Origin of the sequence: Ideonella aquatica (assembly GCF_018069755.1) — a bacterium.
GTDB lineage: Bacteria > Pseudomonadota > Gammaproteobacteria > Burkholderiales > Burkholderiaceae_C > Ideonella > Ideonella aquatica.
This window is the reverse complement of sequence record NZ_JAGQDE010000003.1, coordinates 358504-380880: the sequence shown is the minus strand read 5'-3', so window position 1 is coordinate 380880 and position 22377 is coordinate 358504. Positions and strand designations below refer to the sequence as shown.

Sequence of the window (22377 nt, the reverse complement as noted above, 5' to 3'; positions counted from 1 at the left end):
CACGAGGCTCATCAGATCGGCAGCAGGTTCAGGAAAAAGCGGCCCAGCCAGTTCATGCCCTGGGCATCCTCGATCGCACCGCGACCGCGGTTTTCGATGCGGACGTTGGCGATCTGCGCGCTCTGCACGGTGTTGCCCGGTGCAATGGCGCGGGGATCGACCTGGCCGGTGAAGCGCAGCACGTCAACACGCTGGTTGACGCCCACCTGCTTCTCCCCGGCCACCAGCAGGTGGCCGTTGGGCAGCACGCCCACCACGGTGGCGGTGATCGTGCCGCTGAACTGGTTGGTCGTGGCGGTGGTGCCCTTGCCTTCGAAGTTGTTGGCGCTGCTGCCCGAGATGCCCAGGCGCGACAGGCCCAGCGCCGACAGGCCGCTGAGCGCCGAGGCGCTGGACTCGACCTTGCCGGTCTTGCCGACGGTGCTGTTGGCGGTCTGGGTGGCGCTGACGTTCTCGACGATGTTGATCGTCAGCGTGTCGCCCACCATGCGCGCGCGGTAGTCCTCGAACAGCGGCCGATAGCTCGAGGCCTGGTAGATGGCGCCATTGCCACCCATCGCCACCGGCGCGGCGTGCGGCAGCGGCTGCAGCTCGGGGAAGGCGCTGGGGCCGCTGGCCGGCGCTTCGGGCGCGGTGGCGTGGGCGAAGTCGACCTTGGGCGTGGGGTACAGGGTCTGGCAGGCCGCCAGGCCCAGGGCCGGCAGACAGGCCAGCAACCGCCAGGCAACGCGGCGGCTCACAGCTGCGCCAGACGCTGCAGCATCTGGTCCGAGGTGGAGATGGCCTTGGAATTGAGCTCGTAGCTGCGCTGGGTCTGGATCATCGTGACCAGTTCTTCCACCATGTTGACGTTGCTGGTCTCCAGGTAGCCCTGTTGCAGCGTGCCCAGGCCGTTGGTGCCCGGCACGGCTGCATTGGGCGTGCCCGACGCGGCGGTCTCGGTGTAGAGGTTCTGGCCCCGCGGCTCCAGGCCGCCCGGGTTGGCGAACGAAGCCATCGAGAACTGACCCAGCACCTGCGGCGTGGCCTGGCCCGGCAGCGTCACGCTGACCTGGCCACTCGGGCTGATCGACACGCTCTGGGCATTGGCCGGGATCGTGATGCCCGGCTGCACCACGTAGCCCGAGTTGTTGACGATCTGGCCCTGCGCATCCAGCTTCAGCGCTCCATCGCGCGTGTAGCCGGTGCCGCCATCGGGCAGCGTGACCAGCAGAAAGCCGTTGCCGTTGATGGCCACGTCCAGGTTGTTCGAGCTCTGCTGCACATTGCCCTGCGAGAAATCGCGCGCCGAGGCCACGGCGCGCGTGCCCAGGCCCACCTGCAGGCCGGTAGGCAGCTGCGTCTGCTCGGAGCTGGCCGCACCGCTTTGGCGCAGGTTCTGATACATCAGGTCCTCGAACACCGCATGCGAACGCTTGTAGCCATTCGTCGCGGCATTGGCGAGGTTGTTGGAGATGTGGTCCAGCTGCGTCTGCTGGGCCTCCATCCCGGTCTTTGAAATCCAGAGGGATCGGATCATGGTGTACTGCTCCCATTCAGGGGGATGACACGATGATCCCGGGAACTTGAGCCCGCCTTAGCCGCGAAAAGCCCGGGTTTGACTGGGTATCTGCGAGCTTGGGAGCGGATGCGTTGGCCCACACGGCCGTAGGCCGCTGTGGGCAGGAAGCTGCCCCCCTCGGCTCAGGCGAGCTCGACCAGATGCCACAGGTCCCAGTCGCGTCGCGGATCCGGCTGGGCGTGGCGTTCAGCACTCTCGTGGCGCTTGATGCCGACGTAGGCGTCGATCAGCGGCGAGCCCAGGTGGGCGCGCAATGTGGTGCTGGCCTGCAGGGCGTCGAGTGCGACCGTCAGCGAGATCGGCAGCGGCTGCCCGTCGCCCGGCAGGCGCCCGGCCTGCAGGCCGTCCAATCCCAGCCCGATCATCGAGGCCAGGATCAGGTAGGGGTTGGCGTCGCCGCCAGGCAGGCGGTTCTCCACCCGGCGGCCGGCCGGGCTGGAGGCCGGGATGCGAAAGGCCAGCGAGCGACTGTCCTCGCCCCAGCTGGCGTGCGAGGGTGCGGCGTCGCTCAGGCGGATGCGGTCATAGGACATGTCAAACGGCGCGCAGAAGGCCATGGCCGCGGCGGCCTCGGCCTGCAGGCCGGCGATGACATGCTGCAGCACCGGCTCGCCGCCGGGCGGGCTGAAGGCGTGCGGCCACGCGCGGCCGTCGGTGTGCTGCAGGCTCAGGTGCCAGTGCATACCGGTGCCGGGCTGATCCAGAAAGGGCTTGGCGGCAAAGCTGGCCAGGAAGCCGCGCCGGGCCGCCAGCTCGCGCGCCAGGCGCTTGAAGCGCCACACGGCATCGGCCTGGGCCAGCGGCTCGCCGGGCAGGAAGTTGACCTCGTACTGCGACAGCGCCGACTCGTGCGCATGGCCGCTGACCGGGATGCGCAGCGTGGCACAGGCGTCATACAGCGCGTCGAAAAAGCCGTCGAAGTGGCCGGCGCGCTCCAGCGAATAGGCCTCGCAGGCCCGCTCGCGGGCCGGCGCGTCGGGATGGGCACGGGCGGCCAGCAGTTCGCCCGCTGGGCCGCGCTCCAGAAGAAAGAACTCCAGCTCGGGCGCCACGGTGGCACGCAGGCCGGCCGCCCGCAAGCGCGCCAGCGCCGCACGCAGCGCCGCACGCGGCGACAGCGCCGAGGCGTCCAGCGCCGGGCGCAGCGCGCCGGTGGGCTCGCAGACCACGCACAGCTCGCCCGGGCGGCCCGGTCGCGGCGCCAGCGTGGACAGGTCAGGCACCAGGTGAACATCGGCGTAGCTGGCCGGCAGCACCGGGCCGATCACGTCGACCGGCTCGCCGCCGGTCAGCGTCAGGCCCAGCACCACCGAGGGCAGCTTGCAGCCGGTCTGGCCCTCGAAGTCAGCCCGGCCCACATGCTTGCCGCGCGCCACCGAGCTGAAATCGCCGGTGGCGCATTCCACGCGGCGGGTGTCGGGGTAGACATCCAGCGCATCGCGCAAGGTGTCAGCGTCGGGCAGCGGCAGGGGCAGGATCGGGGACATCGGTCAGGCCGGGGTGGCGGGGGCCCGGATGATAGGCGGTCGCCGGAACAGCACCGGGAAGGCCGATGTCCCTGGCCCGTTGTCAGCGTGGGCAGCTTCCTAGAATGCAGGCCGTGCACCTGCTCAACGCTGACCTGCACTGCCACTCGGTGCATTCCGACGGCAGCCTGCCCCCCGATGAACTGGCCCGCCTGGCCCACGCCGGTGGCGTGCAGCTGTGGTCGCTCACCGACCACGATGAGCTCGCCGGCCAGCACGCCGCGCGTGCCGCGGCGCAGGCGCTGGGCATCGCCTATGTGTGCGGCGTCGAGGTCTCGGTCAGCTTCCTGGGCGAGACCGTCCATGTGCTGGGCCTGGATGTCGACCCCGACCACCCTGAACTGAATGCCGGCCTGGCGCGGCTGCGCGCCGGACGTGAGCAGCGCGCCCGCGACATGGGCGAGAGTCTGGCCAGGGTGGGCATCCACGGGGCGTACGAGGGGGCCCGCCGCTACGCTGGCAACCCCGATCTGGTCTCGCGCACGCACTTCGCCCGCTTCCTGGTGGAGCATGGCCACTGCGCCAGCGTCCACGAGGTCTTCCAGCGCTACCTGAAGGAAGGCCTGCCCGGCTTCGTGCCGCACCGCTGGGCGGCGCTGGGCGAGGCGATGCAGTGGATCCGCGACGCCGGCGGCCTGCCCGTGCTGGCGCATCCGGCACGCTACCGCTTTTCGCCCACCGAGGAGTGGGCGCTGTTCCACGAGTTCGTCGGCCACGGCGGCGTGGGGGTCGAGGTCACCTGCGGCGCCCACTTCCCCGAAGAAGCCCAGCGCTACGCCGCCACTGCCCAGGAGTTCGGCCTGCTGGCCTCGCGCGGATCGGATTTCCATGCGCCGGGCGAAAGCCGCGTCGCACCGGGCCAGTTGCCCGACCTGCCCGGCGGCTGCACGGCCGTCTGGACCCGCTGGGCCGATCGGCTGCAGCACCTGCGCTCGCCGGCCGAGCTGACCTGAGGCCGGCGCGGCTTCAGCCAGGCTTCAGCGGGCCCTCAGCCCGCCTTCATGCGCGCGCCGCACCATGGCTTCCACGGGCATGGTGCCCGACAGGAACCTGAGCATGCACCCCGAACTTCGCCTCTTCGTCCAGCGCTGGCTGGGTACCGTCGCCCTGGCCCTGGTGCCGGTGGTCTTCACCGCCTTTGTCAGCCTGCCGGTGGCGCTGGAGCGACATCCGGGCGAGCCGCCCGCGCTGCACGCCCAGCACATGACCTGAGCGGACCGCGGCAGGCGCGACAATCGGGCCACCATGGCCCAGTATTTCGAGGTTCACCCCGACAACCCCCAGGCCCGCCTGCTCAAGCAGGCGGCGCAGATCCTGCATGCCGGCGGCGTGGCCGCCGTGCCCACCGACTCCAGCTACGCGCTGGTCTGCCACCTGGACGACAAGACCGCTGCCGAGCGCCTGCGCAAGATCCGCCAGGTCGACGACAAGCACCACCTGACGCTGCTGTGCCGCGACCTGTCGGAGCTGGCCAGCTATGCCCGGGTCGACAACCGGCAGTTCCGGCTGCTCAAGCTGGGCACGCCGGGGCCGTTCACCTTCATCCTGGAAGCCACCAAGGAAGTGCCGCGGCGGCTGTCGCACCCCTCGCGGCGCACCATCGGGCTGCGCGTGCCCGAGCACCGCGTGCTGCAGGCGCTGCTCGAGGAGCTGGGCCAGCCACTGCTGGCCACCACGCTGATCCCGCCCGGCGAGACCGAAGCGCTGAACGACCCGCACGACATCCGCGACCGCTTCGAGAAGCAGTTGCAGGCGGTGGTGGATGCGGGTGCCTGCCAGCTTGAGCCCACCACCATCATCGACCTGACGGGCGACGCGCCCGAGCTGATCCGCCGCGGGCGCGGCGACCCGGCGCTGCTGGGCCTGTGATCAGCGCAGCGCGTCTCGCACGCGCTGCGGGCTGAAGCCCAGCTGCGGCTGGCCGCGCACGAAGATCAACGGCGTACCCGGCGCACCCTGGGCCTGGTAGCGCGCCATGCAGGCGCCGTCGCGCTCAACCAGGCACTCGTCAAAGGGCACCTGCTGCGCCGTCATCCAGCGGCGCGCAGCGGCACAGAAAACGCAGGTCTCGCTGGACACCATCTGGATGTCGCCGGGCCGCGCCAGCCGCGCGATCTCGTCACCCACCTGGCCAGCGCGCCAGGCCTGGATGGCGGACCAGGCGACCAGGGCCAGCAGCCCGACCACGGCCAGGGCCGTGACATCGCGGCGGGCCCAGGCCACGGGCTCAGGCCGCGGCCGTGACGACGATCTCGACCTTCCACTCCGGCTTGGCCAGCGCGGCCTGCACGGTGGCGCGCGGCGGCGTGTGGCCGGCCACCACCCAGGCTTCCCAGACGCTGTTCATCGCGGCGAAGTCGGCCAGGTCGGCCAGGAAAATCTGGGCGCGCAAGATCTTGGTCTTGTCGCTGCCGGCGCGGGCCAGCAGGGCGTCGATCGCGTCGAGCACCTGGCGGGTCTGGCCCTGGATGTCCTGGTTGCCATCGGCGGCCACCTGGCCGGCCAAATAGACGGTGCCGTTGTGGACGGCCATCTCGGACATGCGGGGGCCGACGTCGAATCGCTGGATCATGGTCAATGCTTTCCTGAGGGGTTCTTGCGCGTGTGGCGCGTGTGATGGGAGGGATGGGGTTCATGCGCCGCAGCAGGGGCCGCGGCGGCCTTCTGGCCGATCTTCGATTCGGTGCCGGCCAGCAGCTTGCGGATGTTGCCCTCGTGGCGCCACACCAGCAGCGCGCTCATCACGGCGATCGCGCCCACCATCGGCGAGACCCCAAAGGCCAGCAACTGGATCACTGGTGCGGCCACGGCGGCCAGGATGGACGCCAGCGACGAATAGCGGGTGAAGTAGGCCACCGCCAGCCACAGGCCCATACAGGCCAGGCCGGTCACCGGCACCAGGGCGAGCAGCACGCCCACCGCGGTGGCTACGCCCTTGCCGCCCTGGAAGCGGAAGAACACCGGCCACAGATGACCCAGGAAGGCCGCCAGGCCGACCAGGCCCAGCGTGCCCTCGCCCCAGCCGAAACGCGGCGCCAGCGCCTGCGCCACCAGCACCGGCACCACGCCTTTGAGGGCGTCCAGCAGCAGCGTGAGGATGGCCGCCTTCTTGCTGCCTGAGCGCAGCACATTGGTGGCACCGGGGTTGCCCGAGCCGTAGCTGCGCGGGTCCGCCAGACCCATGGTGCGGCTGACGATCACGGCAAACGACAGCGAGCCGATCAGGTAGGCCACGAGCGTGGCCGCCAAGGTGGACAGCAGGGACATGGGTGTGGGGTGTGGGCCGGAGGAACCGGGCGAGGAGTGTAAGCCCCCTTCGCGGTCGGTCCACGGTGCTATAACCACGGCATGTGTCGTCGCGCCTGGACCTGGTGGCTGCTGCTGGCGCTGGCGCTGGCGTTGCCGCTGCGTGGCTGGGCCGCGCTGGTGCCGGGCAGTTGCCACGAACTTCCCGCTGTGGTGGTCACCGATCACGCCGGTCATGGTGATCACACCGCCGCGGTGTCCGACACCGCCCATCTGCCCGGCAAGCTGGCGCACCACCTGAGCCCCTGCTGCCTGGCCCTGGCGCCACCGCTGGCCAGCCCACCGACTGCGCTGGCCCTGCCTGCTGACCCGCCGACGCCCGCCGCGGCCCCACCAGTGAGCCCGGCCCTGTGGCCGGTGGACGAGCGACCGCCCACGCGCTGAGCGCCCCGCCGTCGCCGCGCCGGGTCCCGCCCGGGCGCACTCCCCTCTCCTTGTCTTGAAGAGGTCACGATGACCTTCCTGAACCTCGGCCGTCCGGCCGCGGCCGGGCTGCTGGCTGCGTCACTGGTCGCCCTGCTGGGCGGCTGCGCCAGCCTGCCTCCCCCCGACTCGTCCCCCACCAGTGCGCCGATCGCGCGCCTGGCCCCGTCTCTCGACCCGTCCATGCTCGGCCGCGCCGACGCCGCGCGGGTCGAGGCCCTGCTGGCCGCCCCGCTGTCGATGGACGGCGCGGTGGAATTGGCGCTGCGCCAGAGCCCGGCCCTGGCCGCCCTGCTGACCCAGGCCCGCGCCGACCAGAGCCAGGCCCGCGTCGAGGCCGCCCCGCCCGCGCTGTGGCTGGGCTTCGAGCGCCTGAGCGGCGGCGGAGAGCTGGCGATCAGCCGCACCCTGAGCCTGGGCCTGTTCGAGCTGCTGAGCCTGCCCGCGCGCCAGCGCGAGGCCGCACCGCGCCAGGAGGCCGCCCGACTGGCGGCCGCGACGGCGGTGGTCGACAGCATCACCCGGGTCCGCCAGGCCTGGGTCGAGGCGGTGGCCGCGCAGCAGCACCTGCAGCAGGCCGAACGGGCGCTGGTGGCCGCCGAAGCCGGCGCCGAGCTGGCGCGACGGCTGCAAGCCGCCGGCCACATCGGCGCACTCAACGGTGCGCGCCAGCAGCGCTTCGAGCCCGAAGCGCGGGCCCAGCTGGCCGCTGCCCGCGCCAGCCAGGTCCGCCAGCGCGAGGCCCTGGTGCGGGCCCTCGGCCTGAGCGATGCCCAGGCCCAGCGCCTGGCGCTGCCCACCCAGCTGCCCGCGCTGCCGGCCGAGCCGCTGGCGCTCGCCGCGCTCGATCCCGTGGCCGCCGAGGCCCGGCTGGACCTGCGCCTGGCGCAGACCGCGCTGGACGCGGCCGCCGCCGCCGAAGGCCGCGAGCCGGTCGGGCCGCTGGTCGACCTGGAGCTGGGCGCGCGCAGCGAAACCAGCTGGGACGGCAGCACCCGCCAGGCCACGCGCGGCGTGGAGCTGGGCGCGCGGCTGGACCTGTTCGGCGCCTCCGCGCGCCGGGAGGCCCGCAGCGCCCGCAGCGCCGCCGCCTGGCAACAGCGCGAGGCCGTGCGTGCCAGCGCCGCCTCGCAGCTGCGCGAGGCCCATGCCGCCTGGCTGGCCGCCTGGACCATCGCCCGCCAGCACCACGACCTGCTGCTGCCGCTGCGCCGCAGCGTCGCCGAGCAGACCCTGCTGCACTACAACGGCATGCTGATCGGCCTGCCCGAGCTGCTGGCCGACGCCCGCGCCCAGGCGCAGGCGGTGCAGGCCGCGGTGGCGGCCGACGCGCAGTTCTGGCGCGCCGATGCCGCACTGCAGGCGCAGTTGCTGGGCCGTCCCAGCGAGCCCCTGGCCCTGAGCACTTCCGCCGCCCCGGATAGCCCCTCCGGCGCCGGCCACTGATCGAAAGCATCCCATGAGTACCCGACGAGACTTTTTCCGCGCCGGCCTGGCCGGTGGCGCCGTGGCCGCCGTTGGCGTGGCCCGCGCCGCGATGGCGGCCCTGCCCGAGCCACCCACCCGCAGCGACGCCGCCACCCAGCCGCCGCTGCAACCGCCCACCGGCCGCCCCTACCGGCCGGTGCTCACCCTCAATGGCTGGACTCTGCCCTGGCGCATGGTGGACGGCGTCAAGGAATTCCACCTGGTGGCGGAGCCGGTGAAGCGCGAGATGGCCCCCGGCATGGTGGCCAACCTGTGGGGCTACAACGGCCAGAGCCCGGGCCCGACGATCGAGGTGGTCGAGGGCGACCGCGTGCGCATCTACGTGACCAACCGGCTGCCCGAGGCCACCACCGTGCACTGGCACGGCCAGCGCCTGCCCAATGGCATGGACGGCGTGGCCGGTCTGACGCAGCCGGCCGTGCCGCCGGGCAAGACCTTCGTCTACGAGTTCCAGGCACGCCGCCCCGGCAGCTTCATGTACCACCCGCACGCCGACGAGATGCTGCAGATGGCCATGGGCCTGCACGGGATGTGGATCACCCACCCCAAGGCCCGCCACCCGCTGATCGCCGATGTCGACCGCGACTTCTGCTTCCTGCTCAACGCCTTCGACATCGAGCCCGGCGCCGCCACGCCCAAGGTAATGACCATGCTCGACTTCAACCTGTGGTGCTGGAACAGCCGGGTCTTTCCCGGCATCGACAGCCTCAACGTGCGCCAGGGCGACCGGGTGCGCATCCGCGTGGGCAACCTGACGATGACCAACCACCCGATCCACCTGCATGGCCATGAGTTCGAGGTCACCGGCACCGACGGCGGCCCGATCCCCAGGAGCGCCCGCTGGCCCGAGGTCACCACCGATGTCGCGGTGGGCCAGATGCGGCAGATCGAGTTCATCGCCGACGAGCCCGGCGACTGGAGCATCCACTGCCACAAGAGCCACCACACGATGAACGCCATGGGCCACAGCGTGCCCACCATGCTGGGCATCGAGCAGCGCGACCTGGCACGGCGCATCAATGGCATCGTCCCCGAGTTCATGGCCATGGGCTCCGAGGGCATGCACGAGATGGCCGAGATGGCCATGCCGCTGCCCGACAACACGCTGCCGATGATGAGCGGCGACGGCCCCTTCGGCGGCCTGGGCATGGGCGGCATGTTCAGCGTGCTGAAGGTGCGGCCCGACCAGCCGCCGGGCGACTTCCGCGACCCCGGCTGGTGGCGGCATCCGCCCGGCAGCGTGGCACGCGAGGTGGCCGCGGCGCCGGTGCCGCCGACCGTGGCCGCGCCCACCGCAGCGCCGGCCACGCTGCGGGCGCGCAAACCGCATCAGCACTCGCACTGACCCGCACCCGGCCTGCAACCGTTTCCGGCCTGACCTGGGTCAAGCCGGCTTCGGGGATGCCCGCTGGGACGCCAGCGCCGCTGCAGGCAAGATCGCGGCATGGGAGATGACACGCTGCACTCGATCGAAACGCGCCTGTGGCAGGAGCTGCAGCGCGCGCCGCAGCGCGGCCACCCTTGGCGCCTGTGCACCCTGGCCACCGTCACCCCCGACGGCCTGCCCGATGCCCGCAGCGTGGTGCTGCGCCAGGTCGACCCGGCCGAGCGCGAGCTGTGCTTCTTCACCGACACCCGCTCGCCCAAGGTGGCGCAGATCGCCCGCCAACCGCGCGGCGTGCTGGTGATGTGGTCGGCCGAGCTGGGCTGGCAGCTGCGCCTGGGCGTGCACCTGGAAGTGCTGGACAGCGGCCTGGCCGTGTTGTCGCACTGGACCCGGCTGAAAATGACGCCCGCGGTGTTCGACTACCTCAGCCCGGTGCCGCCCGGCAGCCCGCTGGAGCGTCCCTCGGCCGAGCGTGGCGACCGCGAGCACTTCGGCGTGATCTGCGCCCGCGTGCACACCCTCGACTGGCTGGACCTGAACACCGACGGCCAGCGCCGCGCCCGCTTCGGCCCCGAGCCCGGCGCCGCCACCTGGCTGGCCCCCTGAGCCCCAGGCAAACCCTGAGCCGGCCTCGTCGCCGAACTGCCCCGCCGCGGTGACACACTGTGCCGGCGGGCCGCCGATTCGTCGGCGGTCCTGCATGGCGCATGTTTTGCAACCTCCGCGCCGTTGCCAGCACACGAAAGACGACATGGCCAATGACGACGGCGTGCTCGCCGACGGCCGGGCGCGCGCCCGGCAACTGGAAGACCAGGTCAACGCGGTCGTGGTGGGTCAGTCCACCGCGGTGCGCCAGTTGGTGACCGCGGTCTTTGCCCGCGGCCATGTGCTGCTGCAGGGCGACGTGGGCGTGGGCAAGACCACGCTGCTGCGCGCCATGGCGCGCGGCCTGGGCGGCGGCTTCGCGCGCATCGAGGGCAGCGTCGACCTGATGCCCAATGACCTGCTGTACCACGCCTATGTCGATGAATCCGGCCGCCCGGCGATCGAGCCCGGGCCGCTCACGCGCGAGGGCGACTCGCTGGCCATCTTCTTCTTCAACGAGATCAACCGCGCCCGCCCGCAGGTGCATGCGCTGCTGCTGCGCGCCATGGCCGAGCGCAGCGTGCAGGCCTTCAACCGCGAGGTGCCGCTGCCGCTCCTGCAGGTCTTTGCCGACCGCAACCGCCTGGAGCGCGAGGAAACCTTCGAGATCGCCAGCGCCGCGCGCGACCGCTTCATGATGGAGATCGCGGTGGACGCGCCCACCGACCCGGCGCTGCGGCGCGCGCTGGCCTTCGACCCACGCTTTCACGACACCGACAGCCTGGTCGCCGAGGTGCCCGAGGGCATCGCGCCGATCGCTGCGCTGCCGGCGCTGTCGCACGCCATCCAGCGCGCGGTGCATGCGTCCGAGGCACTGCAGGACTACGCGCTGCGCCTGTGGGAGGCCACCGCCGCGCCGCAAGGTGTGGGCGTGGAGCTGCCGGGCGTGGACAGCGCGGCCCTGGTGCTGGCCGGCGCCAGCCCGCGCGGCATGAGCCTGCTGCTGCGCGCCGCGCGCGTCAATGCCTGGCTCGATGGCCGCGATCACCTGCGCCCGGTCGATGTGCGCGCTGTCTTCGGCCCCTGCATCGCCCACCGCCTGTGCCTGCAGCCCGCCTATGAACTGCGCCGCGAGGCGCTGCTGCCGCCGCTGATCGAGCAGCTGCTGGCCCGTGTCGGGGCCCCCTGATGACACCCGGCCCGCGCGAGATTCCCTACCGCCTGCGCTGGGACGCCGGCGGCCACCGCCCCGGCGCCCACCGCAGCCGCCAGGGCGATGCCGGCCTGGCCTTCCGCGGCCACCGCCGGCTGGTCGATGGCGGCGACCCGCGCCGCCTGGACATCCACGCCAGCCTGCGCGACCCCCTGGGCCAGTGGTGGGTGCGCACGCTGGCCGAGCGGCGCGCCGTCACGGTGGTGCTGCTGGCCGACCTGTCGGCCTCGATGGACGACGACACGCCGCCACCGCGGGTGCAGGCCCTGGCCGCTCTGGCCGACAGCCTGGCCTGGTCGGCCCAGCGCCTGGGCGATGCCTTCGGCTGCCTGGGCGCCGACCGCGCGCTGCACCGCCTGGGCCCCTGGCCGCCCACGCGCCAGCGCGGCTGCGGCCCGGTGCTGGCGCAGGCGCTGCAGGCCCACCGGCGCCAGGGCGCGCAGGCCGCCGGCATCGACGGCCTGCTGGCCGCGGTGGCCGAGTTGCCGCGCCAGCGCTGCCTGGTCTTCCTGGCCTCCGATTTCCACTGGCCGGCCGCCACGCTGGGCGCCGTGATGGACGCGCTGGCGCCGCACGACGTGGTGCCGGTGGTGCTGTGGCAGCGGCGCGATTTCGAGCTGCCGGCGCGCGACGGTCTGGCCTGGCTGCAGGATGCCGAAGGCCACGGCGCCCACCTGGTGTGGGTGCGCCCGGCACTGCGTCTGCGCCATGCCGACCGCCTGGCCCAGGCGCGCCAGGCCCTGACCGAGCGGCTGCGCGCCTGGCAGCGCCAGCCCGTGTTCCAGATCGATGGCTTCGACCCCGATGCGTTCGCGGTGCACTTCCAGGCCTGAGCGGGGCGCCGCCCTGGCGTTGGCCCTGGGCTGCGGCGCCGCCCTGGCCGCCGTCGAGGTGCCCACGCTCGCCACCACCGAGCCCGTGGCCTACGGCCACCGGCTGGGCGATGTGGTCGAGCGCCAGCTGCACCTGCGTCTGCCGCCCGGCGCGCGGCTGGAGACATCCAGCCTGCCCGTGCCCGGCACCCAGGGCGCGCTGGAGCTGCGCTCGCTGCAGCACCAGGGCGCCGCGGACGCCGCCGAGCAGACGCTGCGCCTGCGCTACCAGGTGATGCGTTCGCCCGAGCAGCCGGCGGTGAGCGAGCTGCCGACGCTGACGCTGCGCGTCACGCTGCCGGCCGGTGCCACACGCCGCGAGGCGGTGCTGCGCGCCGAGGCCTGGCCGCTGGTGGTGGGGCCGCTGACGCCGCCGCAGCCGCCCGAGCGCGCTGGCCTGGGCCCGCTGCAACCCGACCGGCCGCTGCCACAGCAGCCGATCGCCCCGATCCGCCAGCAGGCCCAGCTGGGCGCCGCGCTGACGCTGCTGGCCGCCGCCTGGCTGGGATGGCGGCACCTCGGCCGGCCGCTGTGGTGGCGCCGTCAGCGGCCCTTTGCGCGCGCCTGGCGCGCGCTGCGGCAGGAGGCCAGCCTGGACGCGCAGCTGCGCCGACTGCACCGCGCGATCGACGAGGACGCTGGCCGTGCCGTGCAGGCCGAGGACCTGGACGCCTGGCTGGCCGAGCGCCCTGCCTACGCGCCGCTGGCGACCGAGCTGCGTGCGGTGCTGGACGCCTCGGCCTGCCACTTCTTCGCGCCGGCAGCGGGCCGCGACGACGCCGCGCTGGCCACCCGCCTGCGCACGCTGCTGCGCCAGCTGGCGCAGGCGGAGGCGCACGCATGAGCGGCATCGACTGGCTCGGCGTCGTCCACCCCGCCTGGCTGTGGACACTGCCACTGGCACTGCTGCCCTGGGCCGTGCCCGGTGCCGCGGTGCTGCGGCCGCGGCGCTTCGCCCACCTGGCGCTGTGGCCGGCCGACGCCGCCTCGCGCGCGCTGGCGCTGGCGCTGCGCGCGGCGTCCAGCCTGGGCCTGGCGGCCATGGTGCTGGCCCTGGCCCAGCCTTACCGGCCGGCCTACGAGGTGCAGCGCGAGGGCCGTGGCGCCGAGATCGTGCTGCTGCTCGACCGCAGCCGCAGCATGGACCAGACGCCCATGGGCAGCACCGGTCCGATGGCCGGCTACACGCCCACCTATGGCGTCACCGCACGCCACTCGGCCGAGGAGCGGCTGACCAAGGCCCAGCTGGCGCGGCGCGAGCTGTCAGCCTTCGCCGCCCGGCGGCCGCAGGATCGCTTCGCGATGATGGTGTTCAGCAGCCGCCCATTGAAGGTACTGGGCTTCACCGAGAAGCCGGCCGCCATCCAGGCCGCGATCGAGGCCGGCGCGATCGGCCGCGGCATCGGCAACACCGACATTGGCGCGGCCGTGCTGGGCGGGCTGTCGCTGTTCGAACAACGCGCCTACACCGGCTCGCGGGTGCTGATGCTGGTGTCGGACGGCGGCGACCACCTCGAGCAGGAGACCCGCGACGCCATCGCCCAGGCGCTGGCGCGCCACCGCGTGCGCCTGGTCTGGATCTACCTGCGGGCACCGCAAAGCCCCGGCCTGGAGGTCGAGCCCGGCAGCGACGCCGAGGCCGCCAACACCGTGCCCGAGGTTTTCCTGCACCGCTTCTTCCGCTCGCTGAGAACACCCTACACCGCCTACGAGGCCGGCTCGCCCGAGGCGCTGCAGCGGGCCATCGCCGATGTCGAGCGCCTGGAGAACCTGCCCATCACCACCACCGACACCGTGCCCCGCCGCGACCTGACCGGCGCCTGCCTGGGGCTGGCCCTGGTCTGCGCGCTGGCGTTGGGCTGGGCAGCGCGCAAGGAGTTGCCGGCATGGGCCTGACGCCGCGCTGGCGCCCCCGCCGCCTGGCGCCCTGGGCGCTGCTGCTGCTGTCCGCCGTCCTGCTGACCCACGCCGCCTGGCAGGCGCGCCAGCGCCAGGTGCTGCGCCACAGCGTGCAGGCCGCGCTGCGCGCGCCCGTGGCCGCCTCGGCCGTGCCCGCCGCAGCGCCGCCCGCGCAGCGCTTTGCCCGCGCCCAGCGCCTGGCGGCCGATGGCCAGCACGACGCCGCGCTGGGGCTGTTCCGCGCGCTGCATGACGATCCGCGGCTGGGCCCCGCGGCCCGCTTCAACGGCGCCAACGCGCTGATGCGTCAGGCCGTGGCGCTGCGCGACGCCGGCCAGGCGGACGCGGCCTATCCGATGGTCGAACTCGCCAAGGAGGCCTACCGCGAGCTGCTGCGCCAGGATCCGGGCGATGACGCCGCGCGCTACAACCTGGAGCGGGCGCTGCGCCTGAACCCCGAGGAAGACGCGCCGGACCTGTCCGCCGCCGGCCCGGCCCGCGGCGAGCGCGCCGCCACCACGATGCGCGCGATCAGCCAGGGCCTGCCATGATCCGCCGCCGCGAAGCCCTGCTGGGCGCGACCGCATTGCTGCTGGCGCTGGCCTGGTGGAACCCCACCTGGAGCGGCGAGCAGGCGCAGCTCGACGCGCTGGTGGTGCTGGACATCACCCAGAGCATGGACGCCGAGGACATGCCGGTGGGCGACGATCCGCAGCCGCACAGCCGCCTGGTGCGCAGCCGCGCGCTGCTGCTCGAGGCCCTCCAGCAACTGCCCTGCGGCAGCCGTCTGGGCCTGGGTGTGTTCACCGAGTACCGCAGCCTGGTGCTGCTGGCGCCGGTCGAGGTCTGCGCGCATTTCACCGAGCTGCGCGGCACGCTGGCCTCGATCGACTCGGCCATGGCCTGGAGCGGCAACAGCGAACTGGCCAAGGGCCTCTACGGCGCGCTGCAGACCCTGGCCGCCCTGCCCCGCCCACCGGCGCTGGTCTTCATCACTGACGGCCACGAATCGCCGCCGCTGGACCCGCGTGCACCGCCGCCCTGGAACGGCGCCAGTGGGGCGGTGGCCGGCGTGGTGGTGGGCGTCGGCGGCGACACCCCCGTGCCCATCCCTCGCCACGATCCGCAGGGCCGGCCGATCGGCACCTGGGGCGCCGCCGACGTGCTGCAGACCGCCGGCCGGGTGCACAACCCGAACGACCCCGCCGCCGCCTCGCAGGTGATCCCGGCGATGCCCGACGCCACCCCGGGCCGTGAACATCTGAGCAGCCTGCGCGAGTACCACCTGCAGGCGCTGGCGCGGCAAACGGGCCTGGCCTACCTGCGCCTGCGTGACGCGCGCGGCCTGCGCCAGGCCTTGATGGACCCCGCGCTGGCCCACGCCGTGCCGGGCCCGGTGTCGCTGCGCGGTCCGGCCACCGGGCTGGCCGCACTGCTGTGGCTGGCCGTGCTGCTGCCAGCCCTGCGCCAGGGCGTCCGTATTCCCATGCCGTTCAGAAATAGCAGATAGAGCCGGCATTGCCTAGCCGGCATGACTGCGGCTGACCAGAATCCGCCCACTTCCACCCTGGCGGAGACTGCACCCGTGATCCAAGGCATCTCATCGATGGCCACCCGCCTGCTGCTGACCGACCTGGTCCAGGCCTGGCAGGACCGCGGCGGCGAGCCGGTGCAGATCGCCTCGGTGGGCGGCGTGGACGCGGCCAAGCGCGTTGCCGCCGGCGAGGCCTTCGACCTGGTGATCCTGGCCTCGGAGGCGATCGATCGCCTGATCGCCAGTGGCCACGCGCTGCCCGGCAGCCGTGTCGACCTGGTGCATTCGGGTGTGGCCGTCGCGGTGCGCAGCGGCGCCCCGCTGCCCGAGCTGTCCAGCGAGGCCGCGCTGCGTGCCGCGGTGCTGGCCGCACCCTCGCTGAGCTATTCCACCGGCCCCAGCGGCGTGGCCCTGGCCGCACTGTTCGAGCGCTGGGGCGTGATGGACACCCTGCGTGAGCGCATCGTCACCCCGCCGCCCGGCGTGCCGGTGGGCACGCTGGTGGCCTCGGGCCAGGTGGCGCTGGGCTTTCAGCAGCTGTCCGAGCTGATCCATGTCAGCGGCATCACCATCGCCGGGCCGCTGCCCGATGCGGTGCAGATCGACACCATCTTTGCCGGCGCGGTCTGTGCCACCTGCACGCAACCCACCGCCGTGCGCAACCTGCTCGCCTTCATGGCCTCGCCAGTGGCCGCCGAGGCCAAGCAGCGCCAGGGCATGACGCCCGCCTGACTCCCAGATTCCATCCACAGGAACCCACCCATGAGCCTTGCCCAGCCGCTGATCATCGACGTCCACGGCCACTACACCACCGCCCCCGCTGCGCTGGGCGCCTGGCGCGACCTGCAGATCGCCGCGCTGAAGGACCCCTCCAGCAAGCCCAAGGCGAGTGATCTGAAGATCAGCGACGACCAGATCCGCGAGACCATCGAGACCAACCAGCTCAAGCTGATGAAGGAGCGCGGCTCCGACATCACCATCTTCAGCCCGCGCGCCAGCTTCATGGCGCACCACATCGGCGACTTCGAAACCTCCAGCACCTGGGCCGCGATCTGCAACGAGCTGTGCTACCGCGTCAGCCAGCTGTTCCCCGAGCACTTCGTGCCCGCCGCGATGCTGCCCCAGAGCCCGGGCGTGGACCCGGCCACCTGCATTCCCGAACTGGTCAAGTGCGTGGAGCAGTACGGCAATGTGGGCATCAACCTGAACCCCGACCCGTCGGGCGGCCACTGGACCAGCCCGCCGCTGTCTGATCGCCACTGGTACCCCATCTACGAAAAGATGGTCGAGTACGACATCCCGGCGATGATCCACGTCAGCACCAGCTGCAACGCGTGCTTTCACACCACCGGCTCGCACTACCTGAACGCCGACACCACGGCCTTCATGCAGTGCCTGACCAGCGACCTGTTCAAGGACTTCCCGACGCTGAAGTTCCTGATCCCGCACGGCGGCGGCGCGGTGCCCTACCACTGGGGCCGTTTCCGCGGCCTGGCGCAGGAGCTGAAGAAGCCGGTGCTGGAAGAGCACCTGCTGAACAACATCTTCTTCGACACCTGCGTCTACCACCAGCCCGGCATCAACCTGCTGACCGAGGTGATTCCGGTGAAGAACATCCTGTTCGCCAGCGAAATGATCGGCGCCGTGCGGGGCATCGACCCGCGCACCGGCCACTACTACGACGACACCAAGCGCTACGTCAACGCCACCGCCAACCTGAGCGATGAGCAGCGCTACCAGGTGTTCGAAGGCAACGCGCGCCGCGTCTTCCCCCGCCTTGACACCCGCCTGAAGGCCAAGGGCCTCTGACCCCCCCAGGAGCACCCCATGTACGAACTCGGCGTCTGCCACCGCACCATCACCCGCGCCCCGCGCGAAGCCGCCGACGGCCTGGCCGCGCTGGGCTCGGCCACCGTCCACGAGGCCATGGGCCGCGTCGGCCTGATGAAGCCCTACATGCGGCCGATCCAGCAGGACGTGCAGGTCTCGGGCACCGCGGTGACCGTGCTGCTGCAGCCCGGCGACAACTGGATGATGCACGTCGCGGCGGAGCAGATCCAGCCGGGCGACATCGTCGTCGCCACCGTCACCGCCGAGTGCAGCGATGGCTACTTCGGCGACCTGCTGGCCACCAGCTTCATGGCCCGTGGCGCGCGCGCGCTGATCATCGAGGCCGGTGTGCGCGACACCAAGGTGCTGCGCGAGATGGGCTTTCCGGTGTGGAGCCGCTATGTGTCGTCCAAGGGCACGATCAAGGCCACGCTGGGCTCGGTCAACATCCCCATCGTCTGCGCCGGCGCCTGGGTCACGCCGGGGGATGTGATCGTGGCGGATGACGACGGCGTGGTCTGCGTGCCCGCCGCCCGTGCGCTGGACACGCTGGCCGCCGCGGCCAAGCGCGAGAGCTTTGAGGGCGAGAAGCGCGACAAGCTGGCCTCGGGCGTGCTGGGCCTGGACATGTACCAGATGCGCGAGCCGCTGGCCAAGGCCGGCCTGAAGTACATCGATTGAGCGGCCGCGATGCACGCTGATCCCGCGCACTGGCACGTCGGCCTGATCGGCTACGGCGAGGTCGGCCGCATCCTGGCGGAAGACCTGCGTGCGCGCGGCATCACCGTCAGCAGTTTCGACCTGAAGCTGCTGCAGCCCGACACCGCGCCCGCGCTGCGTGCCCACGCGCTGGACCACGGCGTGGCCCTGGCCGACGACCACGCCGATCTGGCGCGCGACGCCGATCTGGTGATCAGCGCCGTCACCGCCAGCCAGGCCGTGCCGGTGGCGGCCGCCTGCGCTCCGGCGCTGCGGCCAGGGGTCTTCGTGCTGGACCTGAACTCGGCCTCGCCCGGCGCCAAACAGCGCGCGGCCGAGCTGGTCGATACCGCCGGTGGCCGCTATGTCGAGGGCGCGGTGATGACCAGCGTGCCCCCCTACCGCAGCCGCGTGCCGCTGCTGCTGGGCGGCGCTCACGCCGCCGCGCTGGCGCCTCTGCTGCAGGCGCTGGGCTTCGACGGCGCGCGCGCCCACAGCGACCGGCTGGGCGTGGCCAGCGCCACCAAGATGTGCCGCAGCGTGATGATCAAGGGCCTCGAGGCCATGGTGATCGAGAGCTTCACCACCGCCCGCCACTTTGGTGTGGAGGACGCGGTGATCGCCAGCCTGCACGAGACCTTCCCCGGCATCGACTGGGAGAAGCAGGCCGCCTACTTCTTCCAGCGTGTCATCGAGCATGGCCGCCGACGCGCCGAGGAAGTGCGCGAGGTGGCGGCCACCGTGCGCGAGGCTGGCCTGGAGCCCTTCAGCGCCAGCGGCACCGCCGAGCGCCAGGCCTGGATGGCCGACCTGGCCGACGCCGGCCTGTTCGGCCCGCGCGCCACCGCTGATTTCGCCCGCAGCGCGGATTGGCGCACCGAGTCCGACCGCCTGCTGCACCACCTTCACAAGGACGCCCATGAGCAAACCCACCAGCGGTGACTTCACCAAGACCGCGGGCTGGATGGACTGGTACACCGGCCCGTCCAAGCCCCGCTTCCAGCTGCCGGCCGGCGCGGTGGATGCCCACTGCCACGTCTTCGGCCCCGGCGCCGAATTCCCCTACGCCCCCGAGCGCAAGTACACGCCTTGCGACGCCAGCAAGCAGCAGCTCTACGCGCTGCGCGACCACCTGGGCTTCGCCCGCAACGTGGTGGTGCAGGCCACCTGCCACGGCGCCGACAACCGCGCGATGGTCGACGCCTGCCTCTCCGGCGGCGGCAAGGCGCGTGGCGTGGCCACCGTCAGGCGCAGCATCAGCGATGCCGAGCTGCAGGCCCTGCATGAGGCCGGCGTGCGCGGCGTGCGCTTCAACTTCGTCAAGCGCCTGGTCGACTTCACGCCCAAGGACGAGCTGATGGAGATCGCCGGCCGCATCGCCCAGCTGGGCTGGCATGTGGTGATCTACTTCGAGGCGGTGGACCTGCCCGAGCTGTGGGACTTCTTCACCGCGCTGCCCACCACCGTGGTGGTGGATCACATGGGCCGCCCCGACGTGAGCAAGCCGATCGACGGCCCGGAGTTCGCGCTCTTCCTGAAGTTCATGCGCGAACACCCCAATGTGTGGAGCAAGGTCAGCTGCCCGGAGCGCCTGTCGGTCACCGGCCCGAAGGCGCTGGATGGCGAGCTGACCGCCTACCAGGACGTGGTGCCCTTTGCCCGCCGCGTGGTGGAAGAGTTCCCCGACCGCGTGCTGTGGGGCACCGACTGGCCGCACCCCAACCTGAAGGACCACATGCCCGACGACGGCCTGCTGGTCGATTTCATCCCGCAGATCGCCACGACGGCTGAGCTGCAGCAGAAACTGCTGGTCACCAACCCCATGCGTCTGTACTGGCCCGAAGAACAGTGAGCCCCCGAGCTCGCTGGCGCTCGCTACCCCCCGAGGGGGCCAGCGGCAGCGGTCCGGCAAAGCCGGATCCGCGCCGTGCCTTGACGGACGGGCGAACGACCAGACGACTCACAAGAACTGACCGGAGACACCCCATGCGCCTGCTGACCCCTGCCCTGCTGGCCAGCGCCGCCGCACTGGCAAGCTGCGCCACCGTCGCGCCCACGCCAGTGGCCTGCGCCGACCTGCCCGCGGCGCTCGGCGCCCTGAAGAACGTTCGCCTGACCAGCGCCAAGGAGGTGCCGGCCGACGACAAGGGCACGCCAGCGCACTGCCAGGTGCAGGGCCTGGCCAATGAGCGCACCGGCCTGGACGGCCGGCCCTACGCCATTGGCTTCGAGATGCGCCTGCCGATGGACTGGAACCGCCGCTTCGTCCACCAGGTCAACGGCGGCAATGACGGCAAGATCGTGCCGGCGCTGGGCGCGCTGCCGGTGCTGCCCACCAATGCGCTGCAGCGCGGCTTTGCGGTCATCAGTTCCGACTCGGGCCACAGCGAGGACGCCCCGGCCAACGCCGCCGCCGGCCTGGCCAAGGGCAATGTCTTCGGCCAGGACCCGCAGGCGCGGCGCGACTACGGCTACAGCGCCAACGACACGATGTTCACGGTGGCGCAGCAGCTGATGCGCAGCCGCTACGGCCGTGCGCCCGAGCGCAACTACATGATCGGCTGCTCCAACGGCGGCCGCCACGGTCTGGTGGCGGCCAGCCGCTTCGGTGAGCGCTACGACGGCATCCTGGCCGGCGCGCCCGGCTTCAACCTGCCCAAGGCCGCAGTGCAGCACGCCTGGGACGTGCAGAGCTGGCAGCTGGCCCACGCCGACATCCGCCAGGCCTTCAGCCCGGCCGACATGCAGCTGGTGGCCCGCCATGTGCTGGCGCGCTGCGATGCGCTCGATGGCCTGGCCGACGGCATCGTCGGCGACCTGGCGGCCTGCCAGCCGCAGGTGGACATCGCCGCTGTGCAATGCGCGGGTGCCAAGACCGCCGAATGCCTGAGTGAACCCCAGGTGCGCGCCCTGAAGCGCTCGCTGGCCGGGCCGCGCAACAGCGCCGGCGAGATGCTCTACAGCGACTGGTCCTGGGACGCCGGTTTGGGCGCCGGCAACTGGCGCTTCTGGAAGCTGGAAAGCCAGATCCCGCCCTGGGACAAGCTGCCGCTGATCGCCACCATGGGCGCCGGCTCGCTGAGCTATATCTTCACCACGCCCCCCACCGCCACCGCCGGCACGCCGGCCGAGCTGCTGGCCTTCCTGACGCGCTTCGACTTCGACCGCGACGCGCCCAAGATCCGCGCCACCAGCGGTGCCTTCAACGAGTCGGCGATGGCCTTCATGACGCCGCCGGATGTCGACAACCCGCAGCTGAGCAGCTTCCGCGCCCATGGCGGCAAGCTGCTGGTCTATCACGGGAACAGCGATGCGGTGTTCTCGGTCAATGACACGCGTCGCTGGGTCGACAAGCTGGTGGCCAATGGCGGCGCTGACACGGTGCGCTTCTACGGCGTGCCCGGCATGGCCCACTGCAGCGGCGGCCCGGCCACCGACCAGTTCGACGCGCTGGGCGCGCTGGTCGACTGGGTCGAGCAGGGCCGTGCGCCGCAGGCCTTGGTGGCCCGCGTCAACCCGGCCAACAAGGAACTGCCCGCCGACTGGGCCAAGGACCGCAGCCGTCCGCTGTGCCCGCACCCGCAGGTGGCCCGCTACAGCGGCGGCCCCGCCGACTCCGCCAGCAGCTTCCGCTGCGTGGCGCCCTGACCCGAAGGAGACCGCGATGGCACTCGACAAACCCTACCGTGACGTGCCCGGCACGACCATCTTCGACGCCGACCAGTCGCGCAAGGGCTACTGGCTCAACCAGTTCTGCATGAGCCTGATGAAGGCCGAGAACCGCGAAAAGTTCAAGGCCGACGAGCGCGCCTACCTGGACCAGTGGCCGATGACCGAGGAGCAGAAACAGGGCGTGCTGACCCGCGACCTGAACCGCTGCATCGCCGCCGGCGGCAACATCTATTTCCTGGCCAAGATCGGCGCCACCGACGGCAAGAGCTTCCAGTACATGGCCGCCAGCATGACGGGCATGACCCAGGAAGAGTACGCCGCGATGATGCTGGCCGGTGGCCGCAGCCCCGATGGCAACCGCTACACCCAAGAGAAGCCCTGA

General features: G+C 72.1%; 26 protein-coding genes. 20 read left to right on the top strand and 6 right to left on the bottom strand.

The window, feature by feature from the left end:
• Window positions 1-11: 11 nt before the first annotated feature.
• From KAK06_RS06130 to KAK06_RS06120, 3 genes are all read right to left on the bottom strand, one after another.
• On the bottom strand, window positions 12-740 hold the full coding sequence (locus KAK06_RS06130) for a flagellar basal body L-ring protein FlgH (protein WP_310741050.1): 729 nt from the start codon (window positions 738-740) through the stop codon (window positions 12-14).
• On the bottom strand, window positions 737-1519 hold the full coding sequence (gene flgG, locus KAK06_RS06125) for a flagellar basal-body rod protein FlgG (RefSeq protein ID WP_210801036.1): 783 nt from the start codon (window positions 1517-1519) through the stop codon (window positions 737-739). Before flgG ends, KAK06_RS06130 begins: the two co-directional genes overlap by 4 nt.
• Before the next feature lie 164 nt (window positions 1520-1683).
• The gene (locus tag KAK06_RS06120) at window positions 1684-3048 is read right to left on the bottom strand and encodes a type I glutamate--ammonia ligase (RefSeq protein ID WP_210801035.1); all 1365 of its coding nucleotides are present in this window, start codon (window positions 3046-3048) and stop codon (window positions 1684-1686) included.
• Window positions 3049-3152: 104 nt separating this feature from the next.
• Here KAK06_RS06120 and KAK06_RS06115 point away from each other — a divergent pair, with 104 nt between their 5' ends.
• From KAK06_RS06115 to KAK06_RS06105, 3 genes are all read left to right on the top strand, one after another.
• The gene (locus tag KAK06_RS06115; protein ID WP_210801034.1) at window positions 3153-4040 is read left to right on the top strand and encodes a PHP domain-containing protein; all 888 of its coding nucleotides are present in this window, start codon (window positions 3153-3155) and stop codon (window positions 4038-4040) included.
• 103 nt (window positions 4041-4143) lie between these two features.
• Window positions 4144-4299: a hypothetical protein gene (locus KAK06_RS06110; RefSeq protein WP_210801033.1), complete on the top strand. Its 156-nt coding sequence runs from the start codon at window positions 4144-4146 to the stop codon at window positions 4297-4299.
• A gap of 33 nt (window positions 4300-4332) precedes the next feature.
• Window positions 4333-4956 carry an L-threonylcarbamoyladenylate synthase gene (locus KAK06_RS06105; protein WP_210801032.1) on the top strand — a complete coding sequence of 208 codons (624 nt, stop codon included), beginning with the start codon at window positions 4333-4335 and terminating at the stop codon, window positions 4954-4956.
• Here the strand turns inward: KAK06_RS06105 and KAK06_RS24505 are convergent, their stop codons facing one another.
• Genes KAK06_RS24505 through plsY form a run of 3 tightly spaced genes read right to left on the bottom strand, consistent with a single transcriptional unit; the run spans window position 4957 to window position 6354 of the window.
• Window positions 4957-5310, bottom strand: coding sequence for a glutaredoxin family protein (locus KAK06_RS24505; protein ID WP_210801031.1), 354 nt, complete (start codon window positions 5308-5310; stop codon window positions 4957-4959).
• A gap of 4 nt (window positions 5311-5314) precedes the next feature.
• Complete coding sequence (locus tag KAK06_RS06095; RefSeq protein WP_210801030.1) at window positions 5315-5659, bottom strand: RidA family protein; 345 nt, start codon at window positions 5657-5659, stop codon at window positions 5315-5317.
• Window positions 5660-5661: 2 nt separating this feature from the next.
• Window positions 5662-6354: a glycerol-3-phosphate 1-O-acyltransferase PlsY gene (gene plsY / locus KAK06_RS06090; protein WP_210801029.1), complete on the bottom strand. Its 693-nt coding sequence runs from the start codon at window positions 6352-6354 to the stop codon at window positions 5662-5664.
• Window positions 6355-6435: 81 nt separating this feature from the next.
• Here plsY and KAK06_RS06085 point away from each other — a divergent pair, with 81 nt between their 5' ends.
• From KAK06_RS06085 to ligA, 17 genes are all read left to right on the top strand, one after another.
• Window positions 6436-6777: a hypothetical protein gene (locus tag KAK06_RS06085; RefSeq protein WP_210801028.1), complete on the top strand. Its 342-nt coding sequence runs from the start codon at window positions 6436-6438 to the stop codon at window positions 6775-6777.
• A 69-nt stretch (window positions 6778-6846) separates the two neighbouring features.
• Window positions 6847-8262, top strand: coding sequence for a TolC family protein (locus KAK06_RS06080; RefSeq protein WP_210801027.1), 1416 nt, complete (start codon window positions 6847-6849; stop codon window positions 8260-8262).
• Between the two features lie 13 nt (window positions 8263-8275).
• A complete protein-coding gene (locus KAK06_RS06075; RefSeq protein ID WP_210801026.1) occupies window positions 8276-9649 on the top strand; it encodes a multicopper oxidase family protein in 1374 nt (457 codons plus the stop codon).
• 99 nt (window positions 9650-9748) lie between these two features.
• The gene (locus KAK06_RS06070; RefSeq protein WP_210801025.1) at window positions 9749-10297 is read left to right on the top strand and encodes a pyridoxamine 5'-phosphate oxidase family protein; all 549 of its coding nucleotides are present in this window, start codon (window positions 9749-9751) and stop codon (window positions 10295-10297) included.
• 145 nt (window positions 10298-10442) lie between these two features.
• Window positions 10443-11465 carry an AAA family ATPase gene (locus KAK06_RS06065; protein ID WP_210801024.1) on the top strand — a complete coding sequence of 341 codons (1023 nt, stop codon included), beginning with the start codon at window positions 10443-10445 and terminating at the stop codon, window positions 11463-11465.
• Entirely contained in the window at window positions 11465-12322 is an 858-nt protein-coding gene (locus tag KAK06_RS06060; RefSeq protein ID WP_210801023.1) for a DUF58 domain-containing protein, read from the top strand. Before KAK06_RS06065 ends, KAK06_RS06060 begins: the two co-directional genes overlap by 1 nt.
• A gap of 19 nt (window positions 12323-12341) precedes the next feature.
• Complete coding sequence (locus tag KAK06_RS06055) at window positions 12342-13205, top strand: hypothetical protein (protein WP_210801022.1); 864 nt, start codon at window positions 12342-12344, stop codon at window positions 13203-13205.
• Window positions 13202-14257, top strand: coding sequence for a vWA domain-containing protein (locus tag KAK06_RS06050; protein WP_210801021.1), 1056 nt, complete (start codon window positions 13202-13204; stop codon window positions 14255-14257). The genes KAK06_RS06055 and KAK06_RS06050 overlap by 4 nt, the downstream gene beginning before the upstream one ends.
• A complete protein-coding gene (locus tag KAK06_RS06045) occupies window positions 14248-14811 on the top strand; it encodes a tetratricopeptide repeat protein (protein ID WP_210801020.1) in 564 nt (187 codons plus the stop codon). Before KAK06_RS06050 ends, KAK06_RS06045 begins: the two co-directional genes overlap by 10 nt.
• Window positions 14808-15770, top strand: a complete 963-nt coding sequence (locus KAK06_RS06040) for a VWA domain-containing protein (RefSeq protein WP_210801019.1) — start codon at window positions 14808-14810, stop codon at window positions 15768-15770. Before KAK06_RS06045 ends, KAK06_RS06040 begins: the two co-directional genes overlap by 4 nt.
• A 96-nt stretch (window positions 15771-15866) precedes the next feature.
• Complete coding sequence (locus KAK06_RS06035) at window positions 15867-16526, top strand: substrate-binding domain-containing protein (RefSeq protein ID WP_210801103.1); 660 nt, start codon at window positions 15867-15869, stop codon at window positions 16524-16526.
• A 48-nt stretch (window positions 16527-16574) separates the two neighbouring features.
• A complete protein-coding gene (locus KAK06_RS06030; protein ID WP_210801102.1) occupies window positions 16575-17603 on the top strand; it encodes an amidohydrolase family protein in 1029 nt (342 codons plus the stop codon).
• An 18-nt stretch (window positions 17604-17621) separates the two neighbouring features.
• Complete coding sequence (gene ligK / locus KAK06_RS06025; RefSeq protein WP_210801018.1) at window positions 17622-18305, top strand: 4-carboxy-4-hydroxy-2-oxoadipate aldolase/oxaloacetate decarboxylase; 684 nt, start codon at window positions 17622-17624, stop codon at window positions 18303-18305.
• A gap of 9 nt (window positions 18306-18314) precedes the next feature.
• Complete coding sequence (locus KAK06_RS06020; protein ID WP_210801017.1) at window positions 18315-19265, top strand: NAD(P)-dependent oxidoreductase; 951 nt, start codon at window positions 18315-18317, stop codon at window positions 19263-19265.
• Entirely contained in the window at window positions 19243-20175 is a 933-nt protein-coding gene (locus KAK06_RS06015; protein ID WP_310741049.1) for an amidohydrolase family protein, read from the top strand. The genes KAK06_RS06020 and KAK06_RS06015 overlap by 23 nt, the downstream gene beginning before the upstream one ends.
• A gap of 134 nt (window positions 20176-20309) precedes the next feature.
• Window positions 20310-21971, top strand: a complete 1662-nt coding sequence (locus KAK06_RS06010) for a tannase/feruloyl esterase family alpha/beta hydrolase (RefSeq protein WP_210801016.1) — start codon at window positions 20310-20312, stop codon at window positions 21969-21971.
• A 16-nt stretch (window positions 21972-21987) separates the two neighbouring features.
• Window positions 21988-22377: a protocatechuate 4,5-dioxygenase subunit alpha gene (gene ligA, locus KAK06_RS06005; RefSeq protein WP_210801015.1), complete on the top strand. Its 390-nt coding sequence runs from the start codon at window positions 21988-21990 to the stop codon at window positions 22375-22377.

Coding starts and splice junctions, on each gene's coding strand:
- flgG (WP_210801036.1), bottom strand. CDS start 1,519: ATGATCCGATCCCTCTGGATTTCAAAGACCGGGATGGAGGCCCAGCAG.
- KAK06_RS06120 (WP_210801035.1), bottom strand. CDS start 3,048: ATGTCCCCGATCCTGCCCCTGCCGCTGCCCGACGCTGACACCTTGCGC.
- KAK06_RS06115 (WP_210801034.1), top strand. CDS start 3,153: ATGCAGGCCGTGCACCTGCTCAACGCTGACCTGCACTGCCACTCGGTG.
- KAK06_RS06110 (WP_210801033.1), top strand. CDS start 4,144: ATGCACCCCGAACTTCGCCTCTTCGTCCAGCGCTGGCTGGGTACCGTC.
- KAK06_RS06105 (WP_210801032.1), top strand. CDS start 4,333: ATGGCCCAGTATTTCGAGGTTCACCCCGACAACCCCCAGGCCCGCCTG.
- KAK06_RS06095 (WP_210801030.1), bottom strand. CDS start 5,659: ATGATCCAGCGATTCGACGTCGGCCCCCGCATGTCCGAGATGGCCGTC.
- plsY (WP_210801029.1), bottom strand. CDS start 6,354: ATGTCCCTGCTGTCCACCTTGGCGGCCACGCTCGTGGCCTACCTGATC.
- KAK06_RS06085 (WP_210801028.1), top strand. CDS start 6,436: ATGTGTCGTCGCGCCTGGACCTGGTGGCTGCTGCTGGCGCTGGCGCTG.
- KAK06_RS06080 (WP_210801027.1), top strand. CDS start 6,847: ATGACCTTCCTGAACCTCGGCCGTCCGGCCGCGGCCGGGCTGCTGGCT.
- KAK06_RS06075 (WP_210801026.1), top strand. CDS start 8,276: ATGAGTACCCGACGAGACTTTTTCCGCGCCGGCCTGGCCGGTGGCGCC.
- KAK06_RS06070 (WP_210801025.1), top strand. CDS start 9,749: ATGGGAGATGACACGCTGCACTCGATCGAAACGCGCCTGTGGCAGGAG.
- KAK06_RS06065 (WP_210801024.1), top strand. CDS start 10,443: ATGGCCAATGACGACGGCGTGCTCGCCGACGGCCGGGCGCGCGCCCGG.
- KAK06_RS06060 (WP_210801023.1), top strand. CDS start 11,465: ATGACACCCGGCCCGCGCGAGATTCCCTACCGCCTGCGCTGGGACGCC.
- KAK06_RS06050 (WP_210801021.1), top strand. CDS start 13,202: ATGAGCGGCATCGACTGGCTCGGCGTCGTCCACCCCGCCTGGCTGTGG.
- KAK06_RS06045 (WP_210801020.1), top strand. CDS start 14,248: ATGGGCCTGACGCCGCGCTGGCGCCCCCGCCGCCTGGCGCCCTGGGCG.
- KAK06_RS06040 (WP_210801019.1), top strand. CDS start 14,808: ATGATCCGCCGCCGCGAAGCCCTGCTGGGCGCGACCGCATTGCTGCTG.
- KAK06_RS06035 (WP_210801103.1), top strand. CDS start 15,867: ATGGCCACCCGCCTGCTGCTGACCGACCTGGTCCAGGCCTGGCAGGAC.
- ligK (WP_210801018.1), top strand. CDS start 17,622: ATGTACGAACTCGGCGTCTGCCACCGCACCATCACCCGCGCCCCGCGC.
- KAK06_RS06020 (WP_210801017.1), top strand. CDS start 18,315: ATGCACGCTGATCCCGCGCACTGGCACGTCGGCCTGATCGGCTACGGC.
- KAK06_RS06015 (WP_310741049.1), top strand. CDS start 19,243: ATGAGCAAACCCACCAGCGGTGACTTCACCAAGACCGCGGGCTGGATG.
- KAK06_RS06010 (WP_210801016.1), top strand. CDS start 20,310: ATGCGCCTGCTGACCCCTGCCCTGCTGGCCAGCGCCGCCGCACTGGCA.
- ligA (WP_210801015.1), top strand. CDS start 21,988: ATGGCACTCGACAAACCCTACCGTGACGTGCCCGGCACGACCATCTTC.